Source organism: Streptomyces sp. NPDC002619, from assembly GCF_042889305.1.
Lineage (GTDB): Bacteria > Actinomycetota > Actinomycetes > Streptomycetales > Streptomycetaceae > Streptomyces.
The window spans coordinates 22,864-40,629 of record NZ_JBIAQV010000017.1; the positions used below are offsets into that span (position 1 = coordinate 22,864).

Sequence of the window (17,766 nt, forward strand, 5' to 3'; positions counted from 1 at the left end):
TCCGCGCATCCCGCCCGTTGTTTCTATGGAAGCGACCGGATGGAAGCGACCCCTGAACCAGCGGTGCGCGGCCGTCGGAACGCCAGGCCTCCCGGCACGGCCGGGTCCTCGCATACGATGGCCGTTGCTCAGTACGTCCAATGGAAACCGACCGTCCCAGGCCCGACCGGCAAGGAGACCAGCCCCCGTGTCCGTCCTCTCGAAGATCATGCGTGCAGGCGAAGGCAAAATCCTGCGCAAGCTGCACCGCATCGCGGACCAGGTCAACTCCATCGAAGAGGATTTCGTCGACCTCTCCGACGCCGAGCTGCGGGCCCTCACCGATGAGTACAAGCAGCGGTACGCCGACGGTGAGAGCCTCGACGACCTGCTCCCCGAGGCGTTCGCCACCGTGCGCGAGGCCGCCAAGCGCGTCCTCGGTCAGCGGCACTACGACGTGCAGATGATGGGCGGCGCAGCCCTCCACCTCGGCTACGTCGCCGAGATGAAGACCGGTGAGGGCAAGACGCTCGTCGGCACGCTGCCCGCGTATCTCAACGCCCTCTCCGGAGGCGGCGTCCACCTCATCACGGTCAACGACTATCTGGCCGAGCGCGACTCCGAGATGATGGGCCGTGTCCACAAGTTCCTCGGCCTGAGTGTCGGCTGCATCCTCGCCAACATGACGCCGGCCCAGCGCCGCGAGCAGTACGAGTGCGACATCACGTACGGCACGAACAACGAGTTCGGCTTCGACTACCTGCGCGACAACATGGCGTGGGCCAAGGATGAGCTCGTCCAGCGCGGCCACAACTTCGCCATCGTCGACGAGGTCGACTCGATCCTCGTCGACGAGGCCCGTACGCCGCTGATCATCTCCGGCCCGGCCGACCAGGCCACCAAGTGGTACGGCGACTTCGCCAAGCTGGTCACGCGCCTCAAGCGCGGCGAGGCGGGCAACCCGCTCAAGGGCCTCGAGGAGACCGGGGACTACGACGTCGACGAGAAGAAGCGCACCGTCGCCATCCACGAGAACGGCGTCTCCAAGGTCGAGGACTGGCTGGGCATCGACAACCTCTACGAGTCGGTGAACACCCCGCTGGTGGGCTACCTCAACAACGCCATCAAGGCCAAGGAGCTCTTCAAGAAGGACAAGGACTACGTCGTCATCGACGGCGAGGTCATGATCGTCGACGAGCACACCGGCCGTATCCTCGCCGGCCGCCGTTACAACGAGGGCATGCACCAGGCGATCGAGGCGAAGGAAGGGGTGGACATCAAGGACGAGAACCAGACGCTCGCGACGATCACCCTGCAGAACTTCTTCCGCCTCTACTCGAAGCTCTCCGGCATGACCGGTACGGCGATGACCGAGGCCGCCGAGTTCCACCAGATCTACAAGCTCGGCGTCGTCCCGATCCCGACCAACAAGCCGATGATCCGCAACGACCAGTCGGACCTGATCTACCGCACCGAGGTCGCCAAGTTCGAGGCGGTCGTCGACGACATCGCGGAGAAGCACGAGAAGGGTCAGCCGATCCTCGTCGGTACGACTTCGGTCGAAAAGTCCGAATACCTCTCGCAGCAGCTCTCCAAGCGCGGCATCCAGCACGAAGTGCTGAACGCCAAGCAGCACGACCGTGAGGCGACGATCGTCGCCCAGGCCGGCCGCAAGGGCGCCGTGACCGTGGCGACGAACATGGCCGGGCGTGGCACGGACATCAAGCTCGGCGGCAACCCCGACGACCTCGCCGAGGCGGAGCTGCGTCAGCGCGGCCTCGACGCCGACGAGCACATCGAGGAATGGGCCGCCGCACTGCCCGCCGCTCTGGAGAGGGCCGAAAAGGCCGTGAAGGCGGAGTTCGAGGAGGTCAAGGACCTCGGTGGGCTCTACGTCCTCGGCACCGAGCGGCACGAGTCGCGCCGTATCGACAACCAGCTGCGCGGTCGGTCCGGCCGTCAGGGCGACCCTGGCGAGTCCCGCTTCTACCTGTCGCTGGGCGACGACCTGATGCGTCTGTTCAAGGCCCAGATGGTCGAGCGTGTGATGTCCATGGCGAACGTGCCGGACGACGTGCCGATCGAGAACAAGATGGTCACGCGCGCGATCGCGTCCGCGCAGTCGCAGGTCGAGCAGCAGAACTTCGAGACCCGTAAGAACGTCCTGAAGTACGACGAGGTGCTCAACCGTCAGCGCGAGGTCATCTACGGCGAGCGGCGCCGCGTCCTGGAGGGTGAGGACCTGCAGGAGCAGCTGCAGCACTTCATGGACGACACGATCGACGCGTACGTCGGCGCGGAGACAGCCGAGGGCTTCCCCGAGGACTGGGACCTGGACCGGCTGTGGGGCGCGTTCAAGCAGCTCTACCCGGTGAAGGTGACCGTCGAAGAGCTGGAGGAGGCGGCCGGCGACCGCGCCGGTCTGACCGCCGAGTACATCTCCGAGTCCATCAAGGACGACATCCACGAGCAGTACGAGTCGCGTGAGGCGCAGCTCGGCTCCGAGATCATGCGTGAGCTGGAGCGCCGGGTCGTGCTGTCGGTCCTCGACCGCAAGTGGCGCGAGCACCTCTACGAGATGGACTACCTCCAGGAGGGCATCGGCCTGCGCGCGATGGCGCAGAAGGACCCGCTGGTCGAGTACCAGCGCGAGGGCTTCGACATGTTCACCGCGATGATGGACGGCATCAAGGAGGAGTCCGTCGGCTACCTGTTCAACCTGGAGGTCCAGGTCGAGCAGCAGGTCGAGGAGGTTCCGGTCGAGGACGCGCAGCCGGTGGCGGACGGCGTCCAGGACGCGGTGCCGGCGCAGGCGGGCTCCCGTCCGGAGATCCGGGCGAAGGGCCTGGACGCGCCGCAGCGGAGGGGCCTGCACTTCTCCGCGGCGACCGTGGACGGTGAGGGCGGCATCGTCGAGGGTGACTTCACCTATGACGACGAGGAGCCGGTGCGCTCGGAGGCCGACGGCCTCACGCGCGCGGAGCGCCGCAAGCAGGCGAAGAGCGGCCGCCGCCGCAGGAAGTGACGACGCGGGCGCCTGCGGCGCCTTAGCGGTGTACAGGGCCGGGCCACTCGAGAGGGGGCCCGGCCCTTCCGCATACGTGCGCGCCAGCCGTGGTTCGTGCGGCCGGGTGCCGTGCACGCACGGCAGTGGCGGTCCGGCGGTCAGGCACAGTGCGCGCCCGCCCGAGGTGGCCCACGCGGTCGGCCGGCCCACGCGTACGCCCGCAGCAGCCGGGGCCCCGGCACCCGACGCGTCGCCTGCGGCAGACAGCGGCCCAGCACCCCACGTGCACGTCCCATGGCGTTCCGCGCTACCGGGTGCCGTTACGTCTTCTGAGTCAGCCGGTGCCCATGCCGCTAGTCGTCCTCCGTCCGTGCTCCCCTGGGGCCGCCCAGTTCCACCGCCGTGCAGCGCCAGCGCAGGTCCGGGCCCTGTTCCAGGCGGAAGGCCATGGCGCGGAGCTGGTCACCGGCGGCGATGCGGGCGAAGGCCTCGATGGCGCCGGTGCGGGGGACGTAGTAGCCGATGTCGCGGACGACGGGGCGGGTGCCGCGGGTACGCAGGGGGCCGCGTTCGGCGAGGCGGGCGAGTTCGTCGTAGGCGCGGCCGGCGGTGTGCCGGAGCATCCAGTGGACGGGGCGGTGCCCGCTCAGGACGGCCAGGAGACGGTCGGCGAAGAGGTCGGTGGGGCGTGGGCGGGGCGCCACCGCGACCGGAGCGGAGCGGGCCGTACGGGCCGTACCCGAAGCGGGCACTGTGCGGGCCGTACCCGAGGCGGGCGTGCGTGGTGGGGTGCCGCTGGGGCGGCGGGGGTCGCGGCGGCCCGGTGGGCGAGTGAGCGGGCGGAGCTGGGCGGTCCTGGTCATGACCTTGTTCATGGAGGTCCCCGTTCGGCGGGCCCGGTCGATACCGGGCGGTAACTTGCTGATGGGGATCTTGTACGGGGCCGCGGGTGACGTCGGCAAGGAAGCGGCGGCACGCGTCGAGGACCCCGAAATGTTCACCTATCAGAGTGGCTGGGGCGGCAGGAATCCCGTGGAGACTGGGCGGCACCGGGTGACTTCCGAGGCGCCAGGTGGACGCCTCCGGGGTTGCGGACGGGGACCCGAAAGGGGACGGCCGCACGTATCCTGAAGGCCGTCCGGGAGGCGGCGCACCGCTCTCCCCGGGCCTCAGCGGAGCCTTGATCACGAAAAGAGCGGCCAGCCATGCGCGTCTACGTCCCCCTGACCCTCCCCGGTCTCGCCGAGGCGTACAAGACGGGCGAGCTGGGGGCCGGCCCGTTCCTCGCCTACGCCGTCACGCCCGCCCTGCGTGAGTGGTACCTCTCCGACGACATCGAGGAGCTGGAGTACGCCGCGCTGAACCGGGCCGCGCTCGCCTCGCTGCGCCTGCTGGCGGCGGATCCGGAGGCGACGCGGCGCCGCGTCGTGGTCGCCGTCGACGTGCCCGACGGCACCGCCGCGGCCGACCCGGACCGCGGGCTCGACCCGGTGGCCCTCGGCGAGGTGCGGGTGTCCGGCACCGTACGGCTCGCCAAGGCGGCCGCGGTGCACGTCGACCTGGAGGACGCGGTGCGTGACGTGGCCGCCGCGGCCGAGGCGCTGGACGCGGCGGACCGCGGGGACGACGACGCGCAGTTCGTCGTGGACGGGGCTGAGGACCACGAACTGCTCTGGTACGCGACGCAGGAGATCCCCGGCCTGGTGGGGCTCGCGTAGCCGCCCAGCTGCCGTCCATCTACCCCTCGTCTGCCACCCGTATGGCCTTTCACCTGCCGTTTTCCTTGATTGTCAGTGACGGCGGGTACGTTCTTTGGCATGGGGAAGCACGGAAGCGCGCACATCGTCTGGGACTGGAACGGGACGCTGTTCCACGACAATGACGCGATCATCGGGGCGACGAACGCGGCGTCGGCCGAGCTGGGGCTGGAGCCGATCACGCTGGAGCAGTACCGGGCGCTGTACTGCGTGCCGGTGCCGAAGTTCTACGAGCGGCTGATGGGGCGGCTGCCGACGCAGGCCGAGTGGGAGCTGATGGACGGCGTCTTCCACCGGTACTACACCGAGCACCGCCTCGCCTGCGGGCTCACCGACGGGGCGACCGACCTGCTGGCGGGTTGGCGGTCGGCGGGCCACAGCCAGTCGCTGCTCAGCATGTACGGGCACGAGGACCTCGTACCCCTGGTGCGCGGGTTCGGGATCGAGGCGCACTTCATACGGGTCGAGGGGCGCACCGGGCCGTCCGGGGGCAGCAAGGCCGAGCACATGGTGCGCCACCTCGAGGCGCTCGCCGGCGTGCAGCCGGGGCGCACGGTGGTGATCGGTGACGCCGCCGACGACGCGGTGGCGGCGCGGCACGTGGGCGCGCAGGCCGTGCTGTACACCGGCGGGTCGCACAGCCGGGCCAGCCTCGAGGAGGTCGGGGTGCCGGTGGTGGACACCCTGGCGGAGGCCGTCGCGGAGGCCGGCCGGCTGGCGGCGTGACCGTACCGGCGCGAGGCCGGCGGCGGCTCAGGTCACCGGGGCCTTCGCGCGCAGCACGGTGAGGAATTCGCGCATCCAGGCGGGATGGTCCGGCCAGGCACGCGAGGAGACGAGGGTGCCGTCCACGACCGCCTCGGTGTCCTGGAAGGTGGCACCGGCGGCCTGCATGTCGAGTTCCAGCGCGGGATAGGCGGTGACCCGGCGGCCGCGCAGGCTGTCGATCGCGGCGGTGAGCAGCGGGCCGTGGCAGATCTGGGCGACCGGCTTGTCCGTGTCGAAGAACGACTTGAGGATCTTGCGGAGTTCGGGGTCATTGCGCAGGTACTCGGGGGCGCGGCCGCCGGGGATGACCAGGGCGACGTACTGGCCGGGATCGACCTCGGAGAAGGCGAGGTCGGCGGGCCAGGTGTAGCCGGCCTTCTCGGTGTAGGTGTCGAAGCCGGGTTCGAAGTCGTGGACGACGAACTGGAGCTTCTTGCGGGTGGGGGCGGCGATGTCCACCTCGTAGCCCTCTTCGCGCAGGCGCTGGTAGGGGTACAGGACTTCGAGCGACTCCGCTGCGTCGCCGGTGACGATGAGGATCTTCGCGGTCATGGGGGACGGCTCCTCTCGGGCGGTGTGCGTCGGCCCTCGGGCGGTGCGCTGTCCGTCGGGCGCTGCGCCGGTGTGTGGGCAACGTGCCTCCAGCGTGCCGCGCTGCCAAGGGGGTCCGCCACTTTCGGGGGAATCACGGCGTACGTTCCCGGTGCTGATTCCGGCCTGCGGATACGTCTGAGGTGGCCGGATCCGCGCTGTGCAGAACGTCAAAGTTCGACCCTCGGTTTTGTACACATACGGCTCATGACGGGCCCCCGGGGAGGAGCGATAGCCTTGTGGCGTGATCAGCGCGATATCTCGCGGGGGCGATGTTGCCCCTGCCCTGCGCCCGGAGAGCACGGACGACATCCGTGTCCGGGCGGCGGTCGCTGGTCCTCGCGGGCGGGACGGGGGAGCAGACACGGCCCCCGAGGCGCCGCGCACATCCCGGGCAACGGCGTCGCGGAGAGCAGCGTCACACCCGTCGGGCGCGTTGACATTGGCCGAATTCCCCCCGCTCATCTCACCTCGCGGCATAGCGTCGGAACGGACCGGACATCCCGGGCCGTGGCGTCGAGTCGCAGGGGAAGAGACCGTACTTCCTTCTACGTCACGCAACGGCGCGCGACAGGAGCCAGAGGACAATGCAGACCAAGCTGGACGAAGCAAAGGCCGAGCTGCTCGAGAGGGCTGCCCGGGTAGCTGAGAACAGCCCGGTCGGGGGGCACCTACCGACTGGGACGACGGGCGAGGACACTCCGGACACCCCGGACCAGGAATCCGTGTTCGCGTTCCTCCAGCGCTACTACCTGCACACCGCCCCGGAGGACCTCTCCGACCGCGACCCGGTCGACGTCTTCGGAGCCGCGGTCTCGCACTACCGCCTCGCCGAGACCAGGCCGCAGGGCACCGCCAACGTCAGGGTCCACACCCCGACCGTCGAGGAGAACGGGTGGACCTGCAGCCACACCGTCGTGGAGGTCGTCACCGACGACATGCCCTTCCTCGTCGACTCCGTCACCAATGAGCTGACCCGGCAGGGGCGTGGCATCCACGTCGTCATCCACCCGCAGTTCGTCATCCGGCGCGACCTCACCGGCAAGCTCATCGAGGTGCTGCCCACCCCGCCCACCGGTGGCGACCTTCCGCACGACGCGCACATCGAGTCGTGGATCCACGTGGAGATCGACCGCGAGACCGACCGCGCCGATCTGAAGCAGATCACCGCCGACCTGCTGCGCGTCCTGTCCGACGCGCGTGAGGCCGTCGAGGACTGGGAGAAGATGCGGGACGCGGCCCTGCGCATCGCAGAGGGACTCGACGAAGAGCCCGTGCCCGCCGACCTGCCCCGGCCGGAGGTCGAGGAGGCCCGCGAGCTGCTGCGCTGGCTCGGCGCCGACCACTTCACCTTCCTCGGCTACCGCGAGTATGAGCTGCGTGGAGACGACTCGCTGGCCGCCGTGCCGGGCACCGGGCTCGGCATACTGCGCTCGGACCCGCACCACGCCGCCGACGAGAGCCACCCGGTCAGCCCCTCCTTCGAGCGGCTCCCGGCGGACGCCCGCGCCAAGGCGCGCGAGCACAAGCTCCTGGTCCTCACCAAGGCCAACAGCCGGTCCACCGTGCACCGGCCGTCGTACCTCGACTACGTAGGCGTGAAGAAGTTCGACAAGGACGGCAGCGTCGTCGGGGAGCGCCGCTTCCTGGGCCTGTTCTCGTCCGCCGCGTACACCGAGTCCGTCCGCCGGGTGCCCGTCATCCGGCGCAAGGTCGACGAGGTGCTCAGGGGCGCCGGCTTCTCGCCCAACAGCCACGACGGGCGCGACCTGCTGCAGATCCTGGAGACCTACCCGCGCGACGAGCTCTTCCAGACGCCCGTCGACGAGCTGCGCACCATCGTCACCTCGGTCCTCTACCTGCAGGAACGCCGCCGACTGCGCCTCTACCTGCGCCAGGACGAATACGGCCGCTACTACTCGGCCCTCGTCTACCTGCCCCGCGACCGCTACACCACCGGTGTCCGACTGCGGATCATCGACATCCTCAAAGAGGAACTCGACGGCACCAGCGTCGACTTCACCGCCTGGAACACCGAGTCGATCCTGTCCCGGCTGCACTTCGTCGTGCGCGTCCCGCAGGGCACCGAGCTGCCCCAGCTGTCCGACGCCGACAAGGAGCGCATCGAGGCCCGTCTTGTCGAGGCCGCCCGCTCCTGGGCCGACGGCTTCGCGGAGGCCCTGAACTCGGAGTGCGGCGAGGAGCGCGCGGCCGAGCTGCTGCGCCGTTACAACAACGCCTTCCCCGAGGGCTACAAGGCCGACCACACCCCGCGCGCCGCGGTCGCCGACCTGGTCCACCTCGAGCGGCTCAGCGAGGAGGAGGGCAACGACTTCGCACTCAGCCTCTACGAGCCGGTGGGTGCCGGCCCCGACGAGCGCCGCTTCAAGATCTACCGCAAGGGCGGCGCGATCTCCCTCTCCGCCGTGCTGCCGGTCCTCAACCGGCTCGGCGTCGAGGTGATCGACGAGCGGCCGTACGAGCTGCGCTGCTCGGACCGCACCACCGCCTGGATCTACGACTTCGGTCTGCGCATCCCCAAGTCGCTGGGCCACGGCAACGGCGACTACCTCGGCGACGACGGCCGTGAGCGGTTCCAGGAGGCCTTCGCCGCGACCTGGACCGGCAAGGCGGAGAACGACGGCTTCAACGCCCTCGTCCTGGGCGCCGGTCTGACCTGGCGGCAGGCGACGGTGCTGCGGGCGTACGCCAAGTACCTGCGCCAGGCCGGCTCCACCTTCAGCCAGGACTACATGGAGGACACCCTCCGTACGAACGTCCACACCACCCGGCTGCTCATCTCGCTCTTCGAGGCGCGGATGTCGCCGGAGCGCCAGAGCGCCGGGCGCGAGATCGTCGACGCTCTGCTCGAAGAGCTCGATGCCGCCCTCGACCAGGTCGCGAGCCTCGACGAGGACCGCATCCTGCGCTCCTTCCTGACCGTCATCAAGGCGACGCTGCGCACGAACTTCTTCCAGGAGGCGCTCGGCGGCAAGTCGCACGACTACGTCTCCATGAAGTTCGACCCGCAGGCGATCCCCGACCTGCCGGCGCCGCGACCGGCGTACGAGATCTGGGTGTACTCCCCGCGCGTCGAGGGCGTGCACCTGCGCTTCGGCAAGGTCGCGCGTGGCGGTCTGCGCTGGTCCGACCGGCGTGAGGACTTCCGCACCGAGATCCTCGGCCTGGTCAAGGCGCAGATGGTGAAGAACACCGTCATCGTGCCGGTCGGAGCCAAGGGCGGCTTCGTCGCCAAGCAGCTGCCCGACCCGAGCGTGGACCGGGACGCGTGGCTGGCCGAGGGCATCGCCAGCTACAAGACGTTCATCTCGGCCCTGCTCGACATCACCGACAACATGGTCGCGGGCGAGGTCGTGCCGCCGCAGGACGTCGTGCGGCACGACGAGGACGACACCTATCTGGTGGTCGCGGCCGACAAGGGCACGGCGACGTTCTCCGACATCGCCAACCAGGTCGCCGAGTCGTACAACTTCTGGCTGGGCGACGCCTTCGCCTCCGGCGGCTCCGCGGGCTACGACCACAAGGGCATGGGCATCACCGCCCGCGGCGCCTGGGAGTCCGTCAAGCGGCACTTCCGCGAGCTGGGCGTGGACACGCAGACCGAGGACTTCACGGTCGTCGGCATCGGCGACATGTCCGGCGACGTGTTCGGCAACGGCATGCTGCTGAGCGAGCACATCCGGCTGGTCGCCGCCTTCGACCACCGGCACATCTTCATCGACCCGACCCCGGACGCGGCCACCTCCTACGCCGAGCGCCGCCGGCTGTTCGAACTGCCCCGCTCCAGCTGGGCCGACTACAACACCGACCTGCTGTCGGCGGGCGGCGGGATCTTCCCCCGCACGGCCAAGGCGATCACGGTCAACGGGCACATCCGCGAGGCCCTCGGCATCCAGGCGGGCATCACCAAGCTGACCCCGGCCGACCTGATGAAGGCGATCCTCAAGGCGCCGGTGGACCTGCTGTGGAACGGCGGCATCGGTACGTACGTCAAGGCGTCGACGGAGTCCAACGCCGACGTCGGCGACAAGGCCAACGACGCGATCCGCGTGGACGGCGGGGACCTGAGCGCCGCGGTCGTCGGCGAGGGCGGCAACCTGGGCCTGACCCAGCTCGGCCGCATCGAGTTCGCGGCGCACGGTGGCAAGATCAACACCGACGCGATCGACAACAGCGCCGGCGTGGACACCTCCGACCACGAGGTGAACATCAAGATCCTGCTCAACGGCCTGGTCTCGGACGGCGACATGACCGTCAAGCAGCGCAACAAGCTGCTCGCCGAGATGACCGACGAGGTCGGCGCCCTGGTCCTGCGCAACAACTACGCGCAGAACACGGCCATCGCCAACGCGCTCGCCCAGTCCAAGGACATGCTCCACGCCCAGCAGCGGTTCATCCGCCACCTGGTGCGCGAGGGCCACCTCGACCGGGCCCTGGAGTTCCTGCCCACCGACCGTCAGATCCGCGAACGCCTCAACACGGGGCACGGCCTGACCAGCCCGGAGACGGCCGTCCTGCTCGCGTACACGAAGATCACGGTCGCCGAGGAACTGCTGCAGACCTCGCTGCCGGATGACGCCTACCTGCGGTGCCTGCTGCACGCGTACTTCCCGACGGCGCTGCGCGAGCGGTTCCCGGACGGGATCGACAGCCACCCGCTGCGCCGCGAGATCACCACGACCGTGCTGGTCAACGACACGGTCAACACGGGCGGTACGACGTATCTGCACCGGCTGCGCGAGGAGACCGGCGCGTCGCTCGAGGAGATCGTGCGGGCGCAGACCGCGGCCCGTGTCATCTTCCGCTCGGCGCCCGTGTGGGACGCGGTGGAGGCCCTGGACAACAAGGTCGACGCCGCCGTCCAGACCCGGATCAGGCTGCACTCGCGCCGTCTGGTCGAGCGCGGCACGCGCTGGCTGCTCAACAACCGGCCGCAGCCGCTGCAGCTCGCCGAGACCGTCGCGTTCTTCTCGGAGCGGGTCGAGCAGGTCTGGCAGCAGCTGCCGAAGCTGCTGCGCGGCGCGGACCTGGAGTGGTACGAGCAGATCTACGACGAGCTGTCCGCCGCCGGTGTCCCCGAGGAGCTGGCGACGCGGGTGGCCGGGTTCTCCTCGGCCTTCCCGACGCTGGACATTGTCTCGGTGGCCGACCGCATGGGCCGGGGGCCGCTGGACGTCGCGGAGGTCTACTACGACCTCGCCGACCGGCTCACCATCACCCAGCTCATGGACCGCATCATCGAGCTGCCCCGCGCCGACCGCTGGCAGTCCATGGCCCGCGCCTCGATCCGCGAGGACCTGTACGCGGCGCACGCGGCCCTCACCGCGGACGTCCTCGCAGTCGGCAACGGCACCTCGACTCCCGAGCAGCGCTTCAAGGCCTGGGAGGAGAAGAACACGGCGATCCTGAGCCGGGCCTGGACGACCCTGGAGGAGATCCGCAGCTCGGACGCGTTCGACCTCGCCAACCTGTCGGTGGCGATGCGGACGATGCGGACGCTGCTGCGCACGCATTCATAAGGACACCGCGTACGTCTGTTCCACAAGGACAGCGCGTACGTCCCTGGGGGCGCCCCGAGCCGGTGAGGCTCGGGGCGCCCCTGTTCTGTCCGCTCTTCTGTCTTCTGTTTCTCTTCTTGCCGACTCTTAAGGAAAAAAGGGAGGTGAATTTACCGTTTCCTGCTAATCGGGGCATTTCGGCTAGGCTTGCCGGGTGACTGTGAATGTGTCCGTGACCCAGAGCCTTACGGCTCCCGCCGCGCCGCCGCGTGCCCGTGTCGTCCTCGAAGTCGTGAAATTCGGGCTCGTCGGCGGCAGCGGAGTCCTCGTCAATTTCGTGGTCTTCAACCTGCTGCTGCACGGCCTGGGCCGGCAGGCGATGGTCGCGACCGTGCTCGCCAGCTGTATTGCCATGGCCACGAATTACCTCGGCTTCCGCTATTTTGCCTATCGTGACCGGGACTCCCGCACCCGGCGCCAGATGGTGCTGTTCTTCGTGTTCAGCGGCCTGGGCGTCGTGATGGAAAGCGGCCTGTTCTACGCCGGATATCACGGCCTCGGTCTGCACGGGCCGTTCGAATCGAATGTCGTCAAGGCGCTGTCGATCGTCCTCGCCTCCGCCTTCCGCTTCCTCGTCTACCGCACCTGGGTGTTCCAGCAGAATGCGCGCCGCGGCGCATAGCCCGGCGGCGACCGTCGGCAGAGCGCTTCCCCAGGCCGTCGTCGCGCTCGTCCTGGTGCTCCTGCTCCTGGTGATCGTCCGCCTTCCCTGGATGGGCGATCTCGGCATGCATGCGGCGACGATCGAACGTCTGCGGCACAGCCTGCTGCACCCCGGCAATCCGCTGGTCGACGCGGACACACCGAGCCCCTACTACTCGCCATGGATGCTCGTGCTGGGCACCGTCGCCCGGATCAGTGGGCTGTCGGTGTTCGTCGTGCTGCGCATCGGCGCGCTCGTCGGGCTCGGGCTGCTGGTCACGGGCGTGTGGCGGTACGTCCGTACGCTCAGCGCGCATCGGGCCGCGCCGGCGCTCGCGCTGCTGTGCCTGCTCTTTCTGTGGGGCCCGGCGCTGTTCGACTGGAGCGGTTTCCTCGGGCTGAACTCCCTGGCGCTGACGGTGTCGTACCCGAGCGTGTTCGCCCTCGGTCTGTCCTTCCACCTCTGGGCGTGGCTCCCGGGCTCGGTGCGCCGCGGGGCCGGGTGGGGAGTGTGGCTAGGGCTCGGCGTGCTGTGGGCCGTGATTCTGTTGGTCCACCAGTTCACTGGGGTCGTGGCCTCGTTGGGGGCGCTCGCGACGGTCCTCGCCGTCAGGCCGGTGCGGGGCGTGCTGTTACGGCTCGGCGCGGGGTTGGTGCTCGGGGTTCTGGTGCTGTGGGCCTGGCCGTACTACGACTTTTTCTCACTTTTCTCCTCCGGAGCGGAACTCGAGGCCATCCACCGGCCGTTGTACGAGCGACTGGCCGGACGCTTCGGACTGGTGCTCATCGGAGTGGTGGCGCTGGCCTTGCGGTGGCGGCGGGACCGGTGGGATCCGCTGGTGCTGTTCTTCGTCCTCGGGGCGGTCGTGTTCGCGGCGGGCGGGGGCGGCGGGCACTACTCCTGGGGGCGGGTCCTGCCGGCCGTGCTGATCCCGGCGCAGCTCGCGGCCGCGCTGGAGGTGTTCACCGGCGGGCGGCGGGCGTTTCGGACCGGTTGGGCCTGTCTGCTGGGTGCCGCGCTGGCCGTGGGGGCCTGGGCACAGGTGGGGACTGTGGGATACGTGGTGGGGAAGGGGGTGTTGCCTTCGGCGGTTGCGGTGAAGTACCGGGCGCCTTGGGTGGGTTACCGGTGGATCACACCGTGGGTGAAGTACGGGGACGTCGTCATGGCACGGACGTTTCCAGCCCGGCAGATTCCGGCGTACGGCGCGTACACGGTCGCGCCCGGGTATCCGGATGTGTTCCTGCCGGACGCGGGGCGGCGGGAGGCGGCCGTGCGGGAGTACTTCGCGACGGGGACCTCCGGGGGCGTGCGGCAGGGGATCGTGCGGGCTTACGGGGTGCGGTGGGTGGTGGACAGCGGGAGCGCGGCGCCGGGTGCGGGGCTGCGGGTGGTGGCACACGGGCCGGGCGGGCAGGTGCTGTACCGGGTGCCGTGAGGGGTTGTGCCACGAAGGGGTGTGCCATGACGGACCGTGCCGTGCCGTCAAAGCTCATGCCCTGACGGTGTGAGCGCCGTCGGCGGTGCGGGGGCGGCTTCTACTTCAGCACGCTCGCCACCAGTCGTGCCGCCCTGCGGACCTTCGGGCGGGCGATCCGCCGGGCCACGGGGCGTATGACCCGGGCCGTCATGCCCGCCGGACGCCAGCGGATCTGGAGGCGGCCGGCGGCCCGGCCCTCGGGTTCCACGGTGACGTGATGGGGGGCGGCGCCGGAGTGGTGGTCGATCCGTGTCGTGAGTGTGGGGAAGGAGAGCGGTGCCAGCAGCAGACCCGTGTGGGACAGGCCCTGATGCTCGATGCGGAGCAACGGGTGCCGGGTGCCCGCGAAGCCGTGCAGAGGGAGCGGGGCTTTCGCCAGGTCCAGGTGGACCTCGCCTTCGAAGACGCCGGGGCGGACCGGGAGCAGCCGGAAGGGAACCGTGAGGCGCTGCCGGCCGGGAGCCAGGAGGAGCGCGGTGCGCTGGGGGCCGACGGGGAGCCGCAGACCGGGATCGTAGGTGCGGATCTTCAGGGCAAGGGAGGCACCCGGGCTCGGGGTCAACTCCGTGATCTCGTGCCGGAACTGGGCGCTGGGGAACGGGTGTGTGTCCAGTTCCAGGTCCGTCACGTCCAGCTCACGGCGGGACTGCGCCGAGTCGGGGACCCGGTCGCCCCAGTAGGCCACGCCGTCCGCCGGGTCGGTGGTCACCTGCCGCGGTGCGACCCCGTGACCCAGGCCGCGCGCCGCCAGCCGGGCCTCGGACAGCCGGTGGTCGCGAACGAGTTGGAGGACCACCCGTTCCGGGCGGGGCAGGCGGGCGTAGGCGCCGGGGGCGAGTGTCGCCAGGTAGGGGTTCATGATGTCGGCGAAGGAGGCCAACCAGTGATCGTCGCGGTACGGCAGGTCCCCGGCGTACATCCGGAAATCGTGCTTGAGGAACTTGTAGTCCTTGTCCTCGCGCAGCGACCCGTGCCCGCTCGTGACGAGGAAGTCGTCTATCAGGCGCTGGACATGGACGCGGTCGCGGACGTTCGTGAGCTTGTGCCGCTGATTGGAGATCGATGCCGCGTCGGCCGTCGCGTACGGCGCTATGTACCAGTCGTACACCGGCTCCGGGATGATGGTGAACGCCCTGGCCAGGCAGTATGCCCGCGCCGAGAACAGCTGGTCCTCGTAGTGGATGCCCTCGGGGAAGCGCAGTCCGTGCCGGTCGAGGAAGGCCTTGGCGTACATCTTGCTCGTCGACAAGTGTTCGAAGAGCAGACGGGGGTCGTCCTCGATGCCCTCCAGCGTGCGGCGTTCGGCGACCAGATGCGGCATCCACGTCGAGCGACGGCCGCTGTCCACCCGTATTCGCCGCACCGCGCCCATCGTGAAGTCGACCTCGCGCTCGCGGTGGGCGGCCAGCAGCAACTCGACCGCGCGCGGAGGGAGTTCGTCGTCGCTGTCCAGGAACATCAGATACGGCGCGCGGGCCGTCTCCAGGGCCCGGTTGCGCGGGACGCTGCAGCCGCCGCTGTTCTCGGGCAGCCGGAGATAGCGGATGCGGGAGTCCTGGGCCATCAACTCCCTGGCCACGTCAGGGGTTTCGTCCGTCGAGTGGTCGTCGCTGATGACGACCTCGATGTTCGCGTGCGTCTGCCTGCGCAGGGAGGCGACCGCCCGGGGAAGGCGTGCCGCGTCGTTGTAGACGATCACTGTCACCGTGACGTCGGGCGCGGGGGTGGGGGTCATGCTGTCGCCTCCTCCGGGCTCGGCGCCGGGGTGCGGTCCTCCACCGGGATCACCGGGGGCAGCGACGCGTCGCTCTCGCCCAGGAACACCCGGCGTACGACCCGTTCGGCGGCGCGTCCGTCGTCGTACTCGCAGAACCGGCGCCGGAACGCGGCTCGCGCCTTCGCCGCGCCTTCGTCCCGCCAGGCGCCGGTCGTGAAGATCTCCGCCAGTTCCTCCTGGGTGCGGGCCACCTGGCCCGGCGCCTCGGCCGTCAGGTCGAAGTAGACGCCGCGGGTCGTCGCGTACGTCTCCCAGTCGTCGGCGTAGATGACGATCGGGCGGTCGAGGTTGGCGTAGTCGAACATGATGGAGGAGTAATCCGTGATCAGTGCATCGGCGGCGAGGGCCAGTTCCTCGACGGGGTCGTACGAGGAGACGTCGACGATCCGGCCCGTGCGGCGCAGACCGGTCAGCGGGGAGGCCGAGCCGCCGTAGAAGTAGTGGCCGCGGACCAGGAGGACGGTGTTCTCGCCGAGGCGGTCGGAGAGGGCGGCGAGGTCGAGGCGGGGGGTCCAACCGGCCTCGTAGTCGCGGTGGGTGGGGGCGTAGAGGATCGCCGTGCGGCCGGGGGCGATGCCCAAGCGGTCGCGGATGGAGCGGACGTCGGCGGCGGTCGCCGAGGAGTAGACGTCGTTGCGCGGATAGCCGTGGTCGAGGGAGGTGTAGCGGGCGGGATAGGCGCGCTGCCACATGCGGGTGGAGTGGCTGTTGGCGGAGATGCTGTAGTCCCACTTGTCGATCCGGGCCAGCAGTGCGGCGAAGTCCAGGCCCTTGGCGGTGGTGGGGTGGTCCATCTGGTCCAGGCCCATGCGCTTGAGGGGCGTGCCGTGGTGGGTCTGGAGGTGGATCGCCTCGGGGCGTTTGACCACCGCGTTGGGGAAGTTGACATTGCTGGTCAGGTACTTGGCCGTGGCCAGCACCTCCCAGTAGCGGCGGGTGCCGGGGACGACATGGTCCGTGCCGGGCGGCAGAAGCTGCGTGTTGCGCTGCTTGACCACCCACACCGGGTGGATGTGCGGGGCGAGTTCGGCGAGCTTCGCGGCGATCGCGGCCGGGTTGCAGGCGACTCCGCGGTCCCAGTAGGCGGAGAAGACAGCCAGGTCGCAGTCGACCGGGCGGCCCAGTCCCCGGCGGTACTGGTGCTCGCGGAGCTTCGTGCCCAGCCCGCGCTTGCGTGTTCGCAGCGCCGATCTGGCCGCGCGGCTCGTGCGGTTGGCGGCCTGGAAGGCGCGGTACTTGGTGTAGGCCTCCTCCTCGAGGAGGCCGCGGCGGATGCCTTCGAAACCGGCCGGGCGGCGGTGGTCGGCGGGGCGCCAGCGCACCGCGGCCAGGGAGGAGCGGCGGAAGAACTCCCGGGCCACCGGGTCGGGCAGGTCCTCGCGGGCGAAGGTGCGCAGCAGGTCGCGGACCATGACGTCGTACAGGACCGCGCGGGCGGCCGGGCGGTCCTTGGCGAGGGAGAGGAGCATCTCGTAGCGGCCGACGAGGGAGTAGCGCTGCTCGGCGGTGACCGGCGGGAGGCTCTGCGGGCGCAACCTGCGGTCGTCGTAGGCGACTTGGTTGAGGCAGGCCACGCGGTGCGCGTGCAGCAGGGCGGCGTATGCGGCGTACGGCTCGTCGTCGGTGGTGAACCGCTCCTCGTGCGCGCGCCAGAAGCCGGTGCGCACGGCGCGGTTGCCGAGGAGGGGAGTGAGGCGCAGCAGGCTGGGGGCCTCGTCGAGGGCGAGGTCGGTGCGGCCGGCCCGGGCCAGGAGAGCGCCGTCCCGGGAGCGGGTGCCGGATGTCTTCCAGGTGCTGACGACGTGGTCGAACAGGAGGACGTCCACGGTGTCCGGCAGCTCCGCGACCCGCTCGGCGATCAGGCGTACGGCGCCGGCGGGCAGGCCGTCCTTGGCGTGGACGAAGTGCAGCCATCGGCCGGACGCCCGCGCGGCCCCCGCCGCCCGCGCCGCCGCGTCGTCCGTACCGTCCGGCAGGGGCAGCACCACCGTCTCCGGGGTGTGCCCCTCGGCCGCCTCCCGCGCCCAGTCGCCCACCGCGGCCACGATCACCTCGGCGTCGAGGAGCGGGCGGGCGTCCAGGGAGTCGAGCAGTTCGGTCAATTGGCCCTGGGTGTTCGGCCCGTGGACGATGACGCTGAGCTCGGGCATCACGGGGACTCCTTCGCCTCGTCGTCTCTTCGCCA

At 70.0% G+C, this 17,766-nt stretch carries 10 protein-coding genes; 6 read left to right on the forward strand and 4 right to left on the reverse strand.

Translation table 11 applies throughout. The features are described 5' to 3' along the window. Positions 1 to 187: 187 nt before the first annotated feature. Complete coding sequence (gene secA, locus ACFYXB_RS25030) at positions 188 to 3,004, forward strand: preprotein translocase subunit SecA (RefSeq protein WP_389586128.1); 2,817 nt, start codon at positions 188 to 190, stop codon at positions 3,002 to 3,004. A 335-nt stretch (positions 3,005 to 3,339) separates the two neighbouring features. Here secA and ACFYXB_RS25035 read toward each other — a convergent pair whose 3' ends face one another. After that, positions 3,340 to 3,861, reverse strand: coding sequence for an Rv3235 family protein (locus tag ACFYXB_RS25035; RefSeq protein ID WP_389586131.1), 522 nt, complete (start codon positions 3,859 to 3,861; stop codon positions 3,340 to 3,342). A 330-nt stretch (positions 3,862 to 4,191) separates the two neighbouring features. On the opposite strand from ACFYXB_RS25035, the gene ACFYXB_RS25040 reads away from it, so the two are divergent. Next, positions 4,192 to 4,704, forward strand: coding sequence for a DUF6912 family protein (locus tag ACFYXB_RS25040; RefSeq protein ID WP_389586134.1), 513 nt, complete (start codon positions 4,192 to 4,194; stop codon positions 4,702 to 4,704). A 99-nt stretch (positions 4,705 to 4,803) separates the two neighbouring features. Next, positions 4,804 to 5,469 carry an HAD family hydrolase gene (locus tag ACFYXB_RS25045; RefSeq protein WP_389586137.1) on the forward strand — a complete coding sequence of 222 codons (666 nt, stop codon included), beginning with the start codon at positions 4,804 to 4,806 and terminating at the stop codon, positions 5,467 to 5,469. Positions 5,470 to 5,496: 27 nt separating this feature from the next. Here ACFYXB_RS25045 and ACFYXB_RS25050 read toward each other — a convergent pair whose 3' ends face one another. After that, complete coding sequence (locus tag ACFYXB_RS25050) at positions 5,497 to 6,063, reverse strand: DJ-1/PfpI family protein (RefSeq protein WP_351347976.1); 567 nt, start codon at positions 6,061 to 6,063, stop codon at positions 5,497 to 5,499. A 626-nt stretch (positions 6,064 to 6,689) separates the two neighbouring features. On the opposite strand from ACFYXB_RS25050, the gene ACFYXB_RS25055 reads away from it, so the two are divergent. From ACFYXB_RS25055 to ACFYXB_RS25065, 3 genes are all read left to right on the forward strand, one after another. Next, positions 6,690 to 11,642 carry an NAD-glutamate dehydrogenase gene (locus tag ACFYXB_RS25055; RefSeq protein ID WP_389586140.1) on the forward strand — a complete coding sequence of 1,651 codons (4,953 nt, stop codon included), beginning with the start codon at positions 6,690 to 6,692 and terminating at the stop codon, positions 11,640 to 11,642. Positions 11,643 to 11,835: 193 nt separating this feature from the next. Beyond that, on the forward strand, positions 11,836 to 12,303 hold the full coding sequence (locus ACFYXB_RS25060; protein WP_389586142.1) for a GtrA family protein: 468 nt from the start codon (positions 11,836 to 11,838) through the stop codon (positions 12,301 to 12,303). Next, positions 12,284 to 13,762, forward strand: coding sequence for a hypothetical protein (locus ACFYXB_RS25065; protein WP_389586144.1), 1,479 nt, complete (start codon positions 12,284 to 12,286; stop codon positions 13,760 to 13,762). The genes ACFYXB_RS25060 and ACFYXB_RS25065 overlap by 20 nt, the downstream gene beginning before the upstream one ends. A 100-nt stretch (positions 13,763 to 13,862) precedes the next feature. Here the strand turns inward: ACFYXB_RS25065 and ACFYXB_RS25070 are convergent, their stop codons facing one another. Further along, entirely contained in the window at positions 13,863 to 15,539 is a 1,677-nt protein-coding gene (locus ACFYXB_RS25070) for a glycosyltransferase family 2 protein (RefSeq protein ID WP_389586147.1), read from the reverse strand. After that, a complete protein-coding gene (locus ACFYXB_RS25075) occupies positions 15,536 to 17,731 on the reverse strand; it encodes a CDP-glycerol glycerophosphotransferase family protein (protein ID WP_389586149.1) in 2,196 nt (731 codons plus the stop codon). The genes ACFYXB_RS25070 and ACFYXB_RS25075 overlap by 4 nt, the downstream gene beginning before the upstream one ends. Between the last annotated feature and the right edge of the window lie 35 nt (positions 17,732 to 17,766).

Bases quoted from the DNA above. Each gene is read 5' to 3' on its own strand.
- ACFYXB_RS25075 (WP_389586149.1), bottom strand. From the start codon at position 17,731: ATGCCCGAGCTCAGCGTCATCGTCCACGGGCCGAACACCCAGGGCCAA.
- ACFYXB_RS25045 (WP_389586137.1), top strand. From the start codon at position 4,804: ATGGGGAAGCACGGAAGCGCGCACATCGTCTGGGACTGGAACGGGACG.
- ACFYXB_RS25070 (WP_389586147.1), bottom strand. From the start codon at position 15,539: ATGACCCCCACCCCCGCGCCCGACGTCACGGTGACAGTGATCGTCTAC.
- ACFYXB_RS25065 (WP_389586144.1), top strand. From the start codon at position 12,284: ATGCGCGCCGCGGCGCATAGCCCGGCGGCGACCGTCGGCAGAGCGCTT.
- ACFYXB_RS25050 (WP_351347976.1), bottom strand. From the start codon at position 6,063: ATGACCGCGAAGATCCTCATCGTCACCGGCGACGCAGCGGAGTCGCTC.
- ACFYXB_RS25040 (WP_389586134.1), top strand. From the start codon at position 4,192: ATGCGCGTCTACGTCCCCCTGACCCTCCCCGGTCTCGCCGAGGCGTAC.
- ACFYXB_RS25035 (WP_389586131.1), bottom strand. From the start codon at position 3,861: ATGAACAAGGTCATGACCAGGACCGCCCAGCTCCGCCCGCTCACTCGC.
- ACFYXB_RS25055 (WP_389586140.1), top strand. From the start codon at position 6,690: ATGCAGACCAAGCTGGACGAAGCAAAGGCCGAGCTGCTCGAGAGGGCT.